11 protein-coding genes are annotated in these 14,002 nt (G+C 65.7%); all 11 read right to left on the reverse strand.

The window, feature by feature from the left end:
- Nucleotides 1–22 precede the first annotated feature (22 nt).
- The 11 genes from bamA to dnaE all read right to left on the reverse strand — a co-directional run bounded on the left by bamA (nucleotide 23) and on the right by dnaE (nucleotide 13,898).
- Nucleotides 23–2,401 carry an outer membrane protein assembly factor BamA gene (gene bamA, locus D1604_RS03190; RefSeq protein ID WP_233551823.1) on the reverse strand — a complete coding sequence of 793 codons (2,379 nt, stop codon included), beginning with the start codon at nucleotides 2,399–2,401 and terminating at the stop codon, nucleotides 23–25.
- Nucleotides 2,402–2,453: 52 nt separating this feature from the next.
- Entirely contained in the window at nucleotides 2,454–3,680 is a 1,227-nt protein-coding gene (locus D1604_RS03195; protein ID WP_233551824.1) for a M50 family metallopeptidase, read from the reverse strand.
- Nucleotides 3,681–3,693: 13 nt separating this feature from the next.
- Nucleotides 3,694–4,890 carry a 1-deoxy-D-xylulose-5-phosphate reductoisomerase gene (gene dxr / locus D1604_RS03200; RefSeq protein WP_119412157.1) on the reverse strand — a complete coding sequence of 399 codons (1,197 nt, stop codon included), beginning with the start codon at nucleotides 4,888–4,890 and terminating at the stop codon, nucleotides 3,694–3,696.
- Complete coding sequence (locus D1604_RS03205; protein ID WP_024352575.1) at nucleotides 4,887–5,705, reverse strand: phosphatidate cytidylyltransferase; 819 nt, start codon at nucleotides 5,703–5,705, stop codon at nucleotides 4,887–4,889. The genes dxr and D1604_RS03205 overlap by 4 nt, the downstream gene beginning before the upstream one ends.
- Before the next feature lies 1 nt (nucleotide 5,706).
- Nucleotides 5,707–6,465 (reverse strand): polyprenyl diphosphate synthase, encoded by a 759-nt coding sequence (gene uppS / locus D1604_RS03210; protein WP_119412158.1) that lies wholly within the window; start codon nucleotides 6,463–6,465, stop codon nucleotides 5,707–5,709.
- 34 nt (nucleotides 6,466–6,499) lie between these two features.
- Complete coding sequence (gene frr, locus D1604_RS03215; protein WP_024352573.1) at nucleotides 6,500–7,057, reverse strand: ribosome recycling factor; 558 nt, start codon at nucleotides 7,055–7,057, stop codon at nucleotides 6,500–6,502.
- 40 nt (nucleotides 7,058–7,097) lie between these two features.
- Nucleotides 7,098–7,835 (reverse strand): UMP kinase, encoded by a 738-nt coding sequence (pyrH, locus tag D1604_RS03220; RefSeq protein ID WP_024352572.1) that lies wholly within the window; start codon nucleotides 7,833–7,835, stop codon nucleotides 7,098–7,100.
- A gap of 145 nt (nucleotides 7,836–7,980) precedes the next feature.
- Nucleotides 7,981–8,919, reverse strand: a complete 939-nt coding sequence (tsf, locus tag D1604_RS03225; RefSeq protein WP_024352571.1) for a translation elongation factor Ts — start codon at nucleotides 8,917–8,919, stop codon at nucleotides 7,981–7,983.
- A 98-nt stretch (nucleotides 8,920–9,017) separates the two neighbouring features.
- Nucleotides 9,018–9,908 (reverse strand): 30S ribosomal protein S2, encoded by an 891-nt coding sequence (rpsB, locus tag D1604_RS03230; protein ID WP_119412159.1) that lies wholly within the window; start codon nucleotides 9,906–9,908, stop codon nucleotides 9,018–9,020.
- Nucleotides 9,909–10,077: 169 nt separating this feature from the next.
- Nucleotides 10,078–10,443: a GFA family protein gene (locus D1604_RS03235; protein WP_024352569.1), complete on the reverse strand. Its 366-nt coding sequence runs from the start codon at nucleotides 10,441–10,443 to the stop codon at nucleotides 10,078–10,080.
- Nucleotides 10,443–13,898, reverse strand: a complete 3,456-nt coding sequence (dnaE, locus tag D1604_RS03240; RefSeq protein ID WP_119412436.1) for a DNA polymerase III subunit alpha — start codon at nucleotides 13,896–13,898, stop codon at nucleotides 10,443–10,445. Before dnaE ends, D1604_RS03235 begins: the two co-directional genes overlap by 1 nt.
- Between the last annotated feature and the right edge of the window lie 104 nt (nucleotides 13,899–14,002).

A 14,002-nucleotide genomic window follows, 5' to 3' on the forward strand; every position in this document is an offset into this window, starting at 1 on the left:
AGTGACGGCGGTCAGGCCGCAGTTAGAATTGGGTGGAGGTCGAGAAGCGGAACGTCTCGGTCTTGTCGTAGTCTTCGCGGGCCAGAACCTTGGAAAGGTCGAAACGGATCGGCCCCATCGGCGAACGCCAGTGGATGCTGATGCCCGCCGCCGCGCGCAAGGCCAGATCGTCGACGATGTTGGGGTTGCGAAGCCCCGTCGACGGGTCGACCAGATAACGGTCATCCAGCTTGCCGATCGTGCCGACGTCCGCGAACAGCGAGGTCTTTATGCCGTATTCATCGGGCAGCATGTTCGGCACGGTCAGTTCGACCGTACCGATGGCGTAGAAGTTGCCGCCCAGGGCGTCCGTCGTGGTCAGATCGCGCGAGCCCATGCCCGCTGTCTCAAAGCCGCGGAAGGTGTTGCCGCCCTTGAAGAAGCGGTCGTTGATCCGGATCGGATCGCCGCTCCAACCGCTGACATAACCCGTCTGGCCCTGGAAGCTGACCACCCAGTTCGGACGGATTCCATAGTACCAGGAGGCGTCCGCCTCGGTCCTGATGTAGTTCACGTCGCCGCCGATGCCGGCAAAGTCCTGACGCAGGGAGGCCGTCCAGCCGCGCGTCGGGCGCACCGGATCGTTCAGGCGGTTGACCAGCAGGGTATAGCCCGCCGAGGAGTTCAGGAACGACCCTGCCTGATCACACAAGGCCGACGAGCCGGCGCCGACGCCCCCGCAATAGCCGTACGGGATGACGACTTCATCGCTCTTCAGGAAGTAGCGGGCGCTGAAGCTGGCGTAGCCGTTCAGCGGATAGGTCACACGCACCCCGCCGCCAGTCGAGCGATAGTCATAGGACGAATATTTGCTGAGGTCGTAGCGGGTGTGGAACAGGTCGAAGCCCGCCCGCACGTCGCGTCCCAGGAACTTGGGCTCGGTGAAGCGGAAGTCGATCTGCTGGCGCAGCGAACCCCACTCGGCGCGGGCCACGACGTTCTGGCCGCGACCGCGGAAGTTCCGCTCGGTGATGCCCAGGTTCAGCACGAAGGAGTCAACCGAGCTGAATCCCGCCCCGACCGACAGCTCGCCGGTGGGCTGTTCTTCGACGGTCACGTTGACGACCGAGCGGTCCGGCGCGCTGCCGCGCGTCTCTTCGATCTTGACGTCCTTGAAGAAGCCCAGGGCGCGCAGGTTGTTGCGCGAACGCTCGACCAGCGAACGGTTGAAGGCGTCGCCTTCGCCCACCATCAGTTCGCGGCGGATGACGGTGTCCAGCGTGCGGGTGTTGCCGACCACATTGATGCGGTCGATGTAGACGCGCTGGCCTTCACGCACGTTGAAGGTGACGTTGACGGTATCGGTTTCAGGATCCGCGCGATAGGTCGGGTTGATCTCGACGAAGGCGTAACCGGCCGAGCCGGCGGCGAAGGTCAGGGTGTCGACCGCCGCCTGAATGCGATCGCTTTCATACAGATCACCCTTGCGGATCGGCAGCAGCAGCTGAAGGAAGTCGCCGTTCAGCCGGTCATTCTCGGTGACGACCTTGATCTCGCCGAAGTTGTAGCGGTCGCCCTCGTCCACCGTGACGGTGACGCCGAAGGCGCTGTTGTCCGGCTTCAGTTCAGCCACCGACGACAGGATGCGGAAGTCGTAATAACCGCGGTTCGTATAGAATTTGCGCAGCTGTTCCCGGTCGTAATCCAGCCGGTTTGGATCGTAGTTGTCGTTGGAGCTGAACAGCCGCCACCATTTGGAGGTCTTAGTCACCATGACCCCGGCGAGGTCGCTGTCCGAAAATGCTCGATTGCCCAGGAAGGTGATGGCGGCGATGCCCGTCTCGGGGCCCTCGTCGATCTCGAACACCACGTCGACGCGGTTCTGATCCAGTTGGACCAGCTTAGGCGTCACCGTCGCCGAGATGCGGCCCGACAGGCGGTAAAGTTCGACGATCTTGCCGACGTCTTCCTGAACCCGGGCGCGGGTGTAGATGCCGCGCGGGCGGATCGTGACCTCGTCGCGCAGCTTCTTCTCGGCCAGCGCCTTGTTACCCTCGAACGTCACCTGGTTGATGATCGGGTTCTCGGCGATCTCGACGATCAGATCGCCGTTCGCCTGCAGGCCCAGTTGAACGTCGGCGAACAGGCCTGTGCGCGACAAGGTCCGCACCGCCACGTCGATGGTCACGGCGTCGATGGTGTCGCCCGGCTGAATCGGCAGATAGGACAGGACCGTCGTCTGGTCGATCCGCTCGTTGCCGCGCACAACGATGCGGTTCACCACGGCGCGATCGGCCTGCGGCGGCGCTTCCTGAACCACGACGTTGGGCGTCTGTTGGGCCAGCGCAGGGCTCGCGAGGCCGGCGGCGAAGGTCAGGGCCAGGGCGCTGACCCCGAGAATGCGGCCACGGGTCTGGGTCATGAGGCGACTGTCGTTTTGATTCATGCGGGTACCATCGGGGGCTGGCGTCGGCTCACGAGACGAGCCCGCCGAGGAATTTGAAGAGATTGAGCTTCTGCAGATCGTTCCAGGTCGCGAACAACATCAAACTCGCCAGCAAAGCAAGACCGACCCGGTACCCCGCTTCCTGCACCCTGGCCGCCATCGGACGGCGCGCCACGGCTTCATAAGCGTAGAACAGCAGGTGCCCCCCATCCAGAACGGGAATGGGCATCAGATTTAAAAAGCCGATTCCGACCGAAAGTATGGCCGCGAAGCTCGTCAGCGTCAGCAACAGATTGCGAACAATGGCCCAGGGCTCGGGATTGGCCGCCACGGCGGCGTTGGTCAGGGCGCCCGAAGCCTTGGCGATGCCCAGCGGCCCGCTGAACTGATCGCCCGACTCGCGGCCCGTGAAGATGCGGCCGATATAGGTCAGGGTCGTATTCAGGATGGCGCCCGTCTCGCGCACGCCCTGCCCCACAGCTGCGATCGGGCCGTAACGGACATGACGAATCTCGCCGCGGGTCGAACCCAGGGCCAGACCGATGCGGCCGACGGTGACGCGACCCGCGATGCGATCAGTCTCGACCCGGCGCTCAGGCGTAGCGGTCAGTTGCACCGCCTGATCGCCGCGCTCGACGGTGAAGCGAACCGGATCTCCACTGCTGAGGGCCACAACGCGCGTCACCTCGCCGCCATCGGCAATCAGCTTGCCGTTGACGTGAGTGATCAGGTCGCCCTGCTGGAAGCCGGCGGCGGCGGCGGGCGATCCCGCCTGCACCTGCATCACCCGCGCCGGACGCAACTCGACGCCGACCAGGCTGAACAGCAGGGTGAAGATGAAGATGGCCAGGACGAAGTTGGCGAACGGTCCGCCCGCCACGACCAGGGCGCGCTGCCACAGCGGCTTGAAATACAGATAGTCGCGCTCGGCGCCCGGTCCGTGGGCGGCGATCAGCTGCTTGCGCATCGCCTCCAGCCCCGCACGGTCGGGCACGCCGGTGGCATCCAGATCGCCGGAGAACTTGACGTAGCCGCCCAGCGGCAGCCAGCCCACGCGCCATTCGACGCCGTGTTTGTCAGTGCGTTTGAAGATGGCGCGGCCAAAGCCGATGGCGAAGCGATCCATCTTCACGCCAAAGGCGCGCGCGGTCAGGAAATGCCCCAGTTCGTGCACCGTCACGACCAGCGTCAGGACGAGCAGAAACGGCACGACATAGGTCAGAATCTGGCTGATCACGCCTATCATGCCGCTCATCTCTCCTGCGCCCTCAGGCCGCCATGTTCAGCGAGGCGATGACGTCGCCCGCAATCCGCCGCGCCTGCGCATCGACGGCCAGAGCCGCGTCGCAGGCATCGTCCGAACCGCAAGACACGCCCGCGCTGGTCGCCTTCTCAAGGGTGTCGGCGACGACTGCGGCAATATTGAGAAAGCCCAGCCTTCGGTCAAGAAACGCCAGAGCCGCCACTTCGTTGGCTGCATTGAAGACGATCGGCGATGCGCCGCCTGCGGCCAAGGCTTCGCGCGCCAGCCTCAGGGCCGGAAAGCGCGCCTCGTCGGGAGCCTCGAAGGTCAGCCGCCCCAGCGACGCCAGGTCCAGCTTGGGCGCAGGCCAGGCCAGCCGATCCGGCCAGGACAGGGCGCAGGCGATCGGCGTGCGCATGTCCGGCGGCCCCATCTGCGCCAGGGTCGAACCATCCACATACTCCACAAGGCTGTGGATGATCGATTCCGGGTGCACCACCACATCGACCCGCTCGCCGGGCATGTCGAACAGATAGGCGGCCTCGATCAGTTCCAGCCCCTTGTTGGCCATGGTGGCGCTGTCGACGGAGATCTTGGCGCCCATGCTCCAGTTCGGATGGGCGACCGCCTGTTCGGGCGTGATCCGCGTCATGGCAGCGCGCGGCAAGGTGCGGAACGGCCCGCCCGAGGCCGTCAGCACCAGCTTGGACACGCGCTCGGGCGCCTCAAAGGGGAAGACCTGAAAGATGGCGGAATGCTCGGAATCAACCGGGATCAACTGGCCGCCGCTGCGCCGGACCCGCTCGATCAACGTCGGACCGCAGCAGACCAGGCTCTCCTTATTGGCCAGGGCCAAGGTCGCGCCCGTCCCCGCCGCCGCCCACGCCGAGCGCAGGCCCGCCGCGCCGACGATGGAGGCCATGATCCAGTCGGCAGGCCGCACGGCCGCCTCGACGATGGCGTCCGGCCCGGCCGCCGTTTCGATCCCTGTTCCCGTCAGCGCTTCGCGCAGTTCATTCAGCCGCGCGGGATCGGCTGTCACAGCGATGCGCGGGCGCCAGCGGCGCGCCTGCTCGACCAGCCGGGCGATATTGGCGCCGCCGGTCAGGGCCTCGACCTCGAACCGCGCAGAGCCCGCGCCTTGCGCCTGCTCCATCAGGTCCAGCGTCGACGAGCCGACCGACCCCGTCGAGCCCAGAACCGTCACGCGCCGCGCGATCACGCCGCCCGCTCCAGCATGAGGACGATCAGGCGCCCGGCGGCGACCACGACCACGGCGAACATCAGGCCGTCGACGCGGTCAAGCAGGCCGCCGTGACCCGGAATAAGATTACCCGCGTCCTTAACCCCGAAACGCCGCTTCAGCGCCGACTCCCACAGATCGCCGCCCATAGTGGCCAGGGCGGCGGCCAGGCCCAGCACCCCCCCCCAGACGGCGGTCAGCATCCCCATATCCAGCCAGCCAGCCATTGCGGCGCCCGCGATCATCCCGGCGGTGAGCCCGCCGATGAAGCCGGACCATGTCTTGTTCGGCGAAAAGCGCGGCCACAGCTTGGGGCCGCCGACGAAGCTGCCGACCAGATAGGCCAGAATGTCCGCCGACCATGCCACGGCGAAGACCAGCACGGTCCAGTACAGCCCCTGCACCTCATGCAGGTCGCGCAGCCAGATCAGCAGGACGCAAGGCCAGCCGAGATACAGCACGCCATAGGCCGTATCGAGCGCCGACTCGCCGCGCGTTCGGGCGAACAGACCCGCCGCCAGCGCTCCGAACACCATGAGCACCAGGGCCAGGGAAATCTGGCCGACGTGGGCGGCGATCACCGCCACGACCAGGGCCAGGGCCACGCCGATACCGATCGGTCGCCACAGCCTGGGCGCGCACATCCGCGCCCATTCGAACGCCAGCAGCACCGCGCCCGCCACCACCAGGGCGCAGAACCAGTCGCCGCCGGCCCAGGTCGCCAGAACCGCCGCCGGGGCCAGCACGACCGCAGAGGCGGCGCGCAGGGCGATGTCGCGAGGCTTCAGCGCCATATCAGACCGCCGCCTCGCCATAAGCCGTGTCCATGACCTCGCGCCCGCCATAACGACGCTGGCGACAGGCGAAATGGGCGATGGCCTCGGCCAGGGCTTCAGCGCCATAGTCCGGCCACAGGATGTCCTGGAAAACCATCTCGGCGTAGGCCGCCTCCCACAACAGGAAGTTGGACAGACGCTGCTCGCCCGAGGTCCGCACGATCAGATCGACCGGCGGCGCGCCCGCCGTCGACAGTCCAGCGCCCAGCGCCTCCTCGTCGACGACGATGTCCTCGCCCGCGCGGGCGCGATCGACCAGCCGCTGAGCCGCATCGGCCAGATCCGCGCGGCCGCCATAGTTGAAGGCCACCTGCAACAGGAATTTGTCGTTGTGGGCCGTCTGCGCCTCGGCCCGCGCGACGATGCCGGCGATGTCCTCAGGCAGGCCCTTGCGGCGCCCCAGCACCTTGATCCGCACGCCCGCAGCCTCCAGCCGCTTCAGATCACTGCCGACGAAGGCGCGCACCAGCCCCATGAGGTCGGACACCTCGTCGGCCGGACGGCTCCAGTTCTCGGTCGAGAAGCCGAACACCGTCAGGCACTGCACGCCCAGTTCAGGCGCGGCCTTGATGGTCCGGCGCAGGGCCTGGACCCCCTCGCGGTGACCCACGGCGCGCGGAAGGCCCCGTCGCTGCGCCCAGCGGCCGTTGCCGTCCATGATCAGGGCGACGTGACGAGGCCCCTTTGCAGGCGCCGTGGCGACGGGCTCGGCCGACATATGAGACCTTCCTTGGACAGACCTGACGCGGGCGTCAGACCTGCATGATCTCGACTTCCTTGGCCTTCAAGGTCTCGTCGATGCGCTTGATGGCGGCGTCAGTGTCCTTCTGGACCTCAGCTTCCATCTTCTTCTGTTCATCCTGGCTGATATCGCCGGCCTTTTCAGCCTTCTTCAGCTCGTCGTTGGCGTCGCGGCGCACGTTGCGCACAGCGATCTTCTTGTCCTCGGCGTATTTGGCGGCCAGCTTGGCGAGGTCCTTACGGCGCTCTTCGGTCAGCGGCGGGATCGGAATACGCAGGTTCTGGCCGTCGACGATCGGGTTTAGGCCCAGGCCCGCGGAGCGGATCGCCTTCTCGACCGAGACCACCATGCCCTTGTCCCAGACGCTGACCGAGATCATGCGCGGTTCCGGCACGCTGATGGCGGCGACGGCGGTCAGCGGCGAGGTCGCGCCATAGGCTTCGACGACGACCGGCTCCAGCAGGCCCGCGTTGGCGCGGCCCGTGCGCAGGCCCGCATAGTCATCCTTCAGCGAGGAGACCGACTTTTCCATCCGGTCACGAAAGGTTTTGAGATCGGGTTTGGCCATGACGAATGTCCTTGGTCCTGTCGTTGAATAGCGAAGCCGCTCAGGCGGGCTTGTTGGTGATGACGGTATAGGTCCCCTGCCCCGTCAAGGTCTTGTGCAGCGAACCTTCCTCGCGAATCGAGAAGACCACGATCGGAATGCCGCTGTCGCGCATCAGGGCGATGGCCGAAGCGTCCATGACCCGCAGGTCCTTGGCCAGGACATCCTGATAGGTCAGCGTTTCATAGCGGGTGGCCGTCGGGTCCTTCTTCGGATCGGCCGTGTAGACGCCATCAACGCTGGTGCCCTTTAGCAGGGCGTCGCAGCCCATCTCGGCCGCCCGCAGCGCGGCGCCGGAGTCCGTGGTGAAGAAGGGCGCGCCCACGCCGGCGGCGAAGATCACCACCCGGCCCTTTTCCAGGTGACGGAGAGCGCGGCGACGGATGTAGGGCTCGGCGATGGCGGCCATCGGAATGGCGCTCTGGACTCGGGTGTCTACGCCGATCTTCTCCAGCGCGCCCTGCATGGCCAGGGCGTTCATGATGGTGGCCAGCATACCCATGTAGTCGGCGTTGGCGCGGTCCATGCCCTCAGCCGCCTTGGACAGGCCACGGAAGATATTGCCCCCGCCGATGACCAGGCAGATTTCGACGCCCTGACGCGCCACGGCGGCGACGGCGGCGGCGACCACATCCACCGTCTTCATGTCGATGCCATAGGGCTGATCGCCCATCAGGACCTCGCCCGAGACCTTCAGCAGGACGCGCTTGTAACGAAACTCAGAGGGGGCGTCGGGCATGATCAGGGGTCCGTGGATACAGGGGTTAGCATCCGCGCGAAGTGAATCGGCGGCTCATCATAGACGAAGGGCGCGTCAGCCTTCAAAGCCGAACGCGCCCAAACGCATAATTCTCCCTCCCCTTCGCGGGGAGGGAGAGGTCTTCTTAGTTGCCGCCGGTCATCGAGGCGACTTCCGACGCGAAGTCCGGAGCGTCGGATTTCTCGACGCCTTCGCCCAGAGCCATGCGGACGAAACCCGCCAGCTTCAGCTCAGAGCCCAGCTCCTTGCCGGTGTTGGCGACCAGTTGTTCGATGGTCACGTCCGGGTCCATGACGAACGGCTGCTTGGTCAGCACCACGTCCTTCTGGAACTTGGCGATCTGGCCGGACACGATCTTCTCGATCATGTTTTCCGGGCGGCCTTCTTCCTTGGCCTTCTCGATCAGGACAGTGCGCTCCTTCTCGATCGCAGCCGGATCCAGATCCGAGGTGTCCAGCGCCAAAGGAGCCGTTGCGGCCACGTGCATGGCGATCTTGCGGCCCACTTCGCGCAGGGCTTCCTTGTCGCCGGCGCCTTCCAGGGCGACCAGCACGCCGATGCGGCCGACGCCCGGCGAAACGGCGTTGTGCACGTAGGTCGCGATCGCGCCTTCGCCAACCGACAGACGAGCCGCGCGACGCAGCTGCATGTTCTCGCCGATGGTGGCGATCAGGTTGGTGACTTCGGCCTCAACGGTCTTGCCGTTTTCCAGGGTCGCGCCGTGGATGGCTTCGACGCCGTCGTGGTGCAGGCCCAGTTGAGCGAATTCCTTGGCGGCCGACTGGAACAGGTCGTTACGGGCCACGAAGTCAGTTTCGGCGTTGAACTCGATGGCCGAGGCGACTTCGCCCTTGCCGTCTTCGCGCACGGCGACGGCCACCAGGCCTTCGGCAGCGACGCGGTCGGCCTTCTTGGCGGCCTTGGACAGGCCCTTGGCGCGCAGCCAGTCGATGGCTGCTTCGATGTCGCCGTTGTTCTCAACCAGCGCCTTCTTGCAGTCCATCATGCCGACGCCCGAACGCTCGCGAAGCTCCTTCACGAGGGCGGCAGTGATCTCGGCCATGTCTTTCTCCTGAAATTCAAAATGGGCGGCCGGACTGGATAGCCCGGCCGCATGTCAAGTTGACGTCACTCCGGCGCTCTAGGCCCCGGACGTCGATCTCAGCCCTCGACCTTCTCAGCCTCGACGACCTCGGCAGCCTCAACCGCAGGGGTTTCGACGGCAGCAGCATCGGCCGCGACCAGTTCTTCAGCCACGCCTTCCGTGCCGGCCGGAGCCGGGTCGGCGGCCGCGGGGGCCGGAGCTTCGCGCAGCATGGGCTCAACCGGAGCTTCCGAAGCGCCCAGGTCGATGCCTTGGGCGACGGCGCCGGCAGCCAGACCGTCCAGGACGGCGTCGGCGATCAGGTCGCAGTAGGTCTGGATGGCGCGGGCGGCGTCATCGTTGCCCGGCACCGGATAGGTGATGCCGTCCGGGTCCGAGTTGGTGTCCAGGATGGCGATGATCGGGATGTTCAGCTTGCGGGCTTCCTGGATCGCGATCGATTCCTTGTTGGTGTCGATCACGAACATGATGTCCGGCACCGAACCCATGTCCTTGATGCCGCCCAGCGACAGTTCCAGACGGTCCTTCTCGCGCTGCAGGGTCAGCAGCTCCTTCTTGTTCCGGCCTTCGCCGGTTTGAAGGATGGTTTCCAGTTCGCGCAGGCGCTGGATCGAGTTCGAGACGGTGCGCCAGTTGGTCAGGGTGCCGCCCAGCCAGCGGTTGTTCATATAGTACTGGGCGCAGCGCGTGGCGGCCTGCGCGACCGGATCGGCGGCCTGACGCTTGGTGCCGACGAACAGCACGCGACCGCCCTTGGCGGCCACATCGCGGACGGCGACCAGAGCCTGATGCAGCAGCGGCATCGTCTGCGACAGGTCGATGATGTGGATGTTCGAGCGCGAGCCGAAGATGTAGCGATCCATCTTCGGGTTCCAGCGGTGCGTCTGGTGACCGAAGTGAGCGCCGGCTTCCAGCAGGGTACGCATCGAGAATTCAGGCAGAGCCATGATCGTGTTTTCCTTTTTCCGATCAAACCTAGCGTGGGCGGTTAAAAGGATCGGCTGATCCCTCGGAACGGTGCAGGCCGGGATGTCTCCCCGGACCGCGCCACGCCCACGTGCGAAGTGCGCCGCGCATATAGGCGAAAGGCCTGAAAAACACAAGCGGCCGAACAACTCAGAAGCTGCGACCGTCCACGCGCTGCGCCGTCCAGGTCCACGGCTCGATATCGGTCAGGGTGCGGATATTGATCGCGGCCACCTCGCTTCCGTCCGGCGCTACGCCGTAACCGAACGGCTGCACTCCGCAGGTCTTGCAGAAGCGATGGTCGATCTTGTGCTGATTGAAGAAATAGGAGGTCGTCTCCCCCTCCCCCTTCGTCAGTCGAAAGGCCGAACGCGGCGCAAAGGCCAGAACGAACCCCTTGCGATAGCAATGGGAGCAGTTGCATTCGACCAGTCCATCCAGACCGACATCGACCTCAAACGCCACCGCGCCGCAGTGGCAGGACCCGGCATGGGTCTTTACGCTCGTCTCGCTCATCATGCATCCTCCAGCATCACCACCCCCGGCGCCGACTTCAACGCGCCGCGCAGCGCCGCGTCCAGCCGGTATCGTCCGGGCAGTTTGATCTCCACTTCAGTACGGCCGCCCAGCGTCGCCTGCAGCCAGACCTCCCCGCCCTTGCCCTGCGCCCGCGCGCGGTCCAACCGCGCCTTCAACGCCTCGGCGTCGGCCGACTGAGCCGAAAGGATGACGCGCAATCCGATCTGGGCGTCGTCCAGCAACACGTCCATGCGGCTGGCGTCGTCGCCGAAGAAGCGCACCTCCCCGTCCGCCGCCTTGGCCCGCACCCTGACCAGAACCGAGGTCCCGACCTCCAGAACCTCGCGGCAACGCCGAAGCTGTTCGGGCGGAAACAGGCACTCAAACTCGCCCGTCGGGTCCGAGAAGGTGACGAAGGCGAACTTCTCGCCGGTGCGGGCGCTGGCGCGTTCCTGACGACGACGCACCACCCCGGCCATCTGGAAGGCTTCATGCCCTGCCTCAGCCAGCCCCTGCGCCTCGGCCACGAAGGTCACCCGCTTGCGCTTCAAGGCGGGCGTCAGCTCCTCCAGCGGGTGGCCGGACAAGTAGAAGCCGACAGCATAGAGCTCCTGGTCCAGCTTGTCCGGCCCGGCCCATTGTTCGACGCTCTTCAGGCGCGGACGCGCGGCCCCTGCCTGATCAGCGCCGAACAGGCTCACCTGAGCCGAGGCGCGTTCAGCCGCCACGCTCTGGCAATAGGCGATCAGGACGTCGGCCTGTTCGAACAACTGACGGCGGTTAGGATGAATGCTGTCGAAGGCGCCCGCCCGCGCCAGTCCTTCCAGCGCACGCTTGTTGACGGCCTTGGGATCGACCCGCTCCAGGAAGTCGAAAATATCGGCGAACGGCCCGCCCGTCTCGCGCACCTCGACGACGTGGCGCATCGCCTCCAGACCCACGTTGCGGATGGCGCCGAGCGCATAAAGCACGCTGCCCTGCCCGTCTTTCCATGCCACATCAAAGTCGGCCGAGGAGCGGTTGATGTCGGGCGCCAGCACAGGCACTTCGAACCGTCGGCAGTCCTGATAAAAGACCGCCAGCTTGTCCGTGTTCGACAGGTCCAGGCTCATGGAGGCGGCGAAGAACTCGACCGGATGATTGGCCTTCAACCAGCCCGTCTGGAACGAGATCAGCGCATAGGCCGCCGCGTGCGACTTGTTGAAGCCATAGCCTGCGAACTTGGCCACCAGGTCGAAGATGGAGCCGGACTGGCTCTCCGGCACCCCCTTCTCGGACGCGCCCTTGACGAAGCGGAGGCGCTGGAAGTCCATCTCCTCCTTCTTCTTCTTGCCCATCGCCCGACGCAGCAGGTCGGCCTCGCCCAGGCTGTAGCCAGCCAGAATCTGGGCGATCTTCATCACTTGTTCCTGATAGATGATGACGCCGTAGGTCTCGGTCAGCACCTCCTTCAGGCTGGGGTGCAGATAGTCGACCTCGGCCCGACCGAACTTCCGGTCGATATAGGTGTCGATCATCTCCATCGGCCCCGGCCGGTAGAGGGAGATCAGGGCGGTGATCTCCTCAATCGAGCCGCAGCGCATCTTGCGTAGAGTGTCGCGCATGCCCTGGGATTCCAGCTGGAACACCCCGACCGTCTGGCCCGAGGCCATCAGTTCATAGGTCTTGGGATCGTCCAGCGGCAGCAGGCCCCAGTCCTGAGCTGCGCCGCGCCGCTCCAAATAGCCCTTGGCCCGGTCCAGAACCGTCAGGGTCTTCAGGCCCAGGAAGTCGAACTTCACCAGACCCGCAGGCTCGACCCACTTCATGTTGAACTGGCTGGCCGGGATGGTGGAGCGCGGGTCCTGATACAGCGGCACCAGTTCCGTCAGCGGCCGGTCGCCGATGACGATGCCCGCTGCGTGGGTCGAGGCGTTGCGGTACAACCCCTCAAGCTCCAGCGCTGTCTCCAGCAGCGCCTTGACCGAGGCCTCGGCATCGCGCGCCTCGCGCAGCCGCGGCTCCAGATCAATGGCCTGGGCCAGGGTCACCGGGTTGGCGGGGTTGGCCGGCACCATCTTGGCCAGACGGTCCACCTGGCCCAGCGGCATCTGCAGCACGCGGCCCACATCGCGCAGCACGGCCCGCGCCTGCAGGGTGCCGAAAGTGATGATCTGGGCCACCCGATCCTTGCCGTAATGGTCCTGAACGTAGTCGATGACCTCTTCGCGCCGCTCCTGACAAAAATCGATATCGAAGTCGGGCATCGATACGCGTTCGGGGTTCAGGAAGCGCTCGAACAGCAGGCCGAACCGCAAGGGATCCAGATCAGTGATGGTCAGCGACCAGGCCACCAGTGAGCCCGCGCCCGACCCCCGTCCCGGCCCCACCGGGATGTCATGCAGCTTGGCCCATTTGATGAAGTCCGACACGATCAGGAAGTAGCCGGGGAAGCCCATCTGCTGGATGATCCCGACCTCCCACTCGAGACGGTTCCAGTAGTCCTCCTCGGGCGCATAGGCCTTGTTCTTCTCCAGCCGCGCCCTCAGCCCCTCGCGCGCCTGATGCGCCAGTTCGTCGGCCTCGGAACGGCCCGCGCCCGTATCAAAGCGCGGCAAGATGGGCTTGTGCGTCTTGACCAGGAAGGCGCAGCGGCGGGCGATCTGAACGGTGTTGTCACAGGCCTCGGGCAGGTCGGCGAACAGCTCTCGCATCGCCTCGGCCGACTTGAACCAGTGCTCGCCTGTAACCCGGCGGCGATCTTCCTGGCCCGTAAAGGCGCCGTCGGAGATGCAGAGCAAGGCGTCGTGCGACTTCGCCTGCGCCGCCTTGGCGTAATAGACGTCATTGGTCGCAACCAGCGGGACATCGTGGGCGTAGGCCCACTCGACCAGCCCTCCCTCGGCTACCGTCTCGCTGGACAGGCCGTGGCGCTGAAGCTCGACATAGAAGCGATCGCCGAAGACCCGCTTCATCTCATCAAGCGCCGCGGCGGCCTCCGCCGGTTTCTTCTGCACGAACAAAGGATCAACGGGACCGTCAGGCCCGCCGGACAGCAGGATCAGCCCCTCGGACTTATCCACAACCTGTCCCCAGGGCACCCCCGGCTCGGCCATCTCGCCCGCGTCGAGGTAGGCGGCCGAAGACAGGGCGCACAGGTTGAGCCAGCCCTGCTCGTTCTGAGCGATCAGAACGACCGTGGGAGTCTTGGCCCAGCGCTGGGCGACCTGCCCACCAATGTCGAGCACGGGCAGGGCGCAGGCGACGATGGGCTGAACGCCCGCATCCCTGGTCGTCTGGCTGAACTCAAGCGCGCCGAACAGGTTGGCGCGGTCGGCCATGCCGACCGCCGGCATTCCCGCGTCAGCCGCCATCTTGCCGATCTTGCCGGCCTTGATCGCCCCTTCCAGCAGGGAATAGGCGCTGCGGACCCGCAGGTGGACGAAACCCTGACTGTTCACCGCATCCGACAAAAGAAAACTCCGCATCGCAGCGTCGTTCAAACGACGCTTCATCATCATGCAGGGAGTCGCCCCTCAACGGGGCGCGGTCATGTCACCAAGAAGGCCGCCTGCCA

The sequence above is a fragment of the Brevundimonas sp. LPMIX5 genome (assembly GCF_003576505.1).
GTDB lineage: Bacteria > Pseudomonadota > Alphaproteobacteria > Caulobacterales > Caulobacteraceae > Brevundimonas > Brevundimonas naejangsanensis.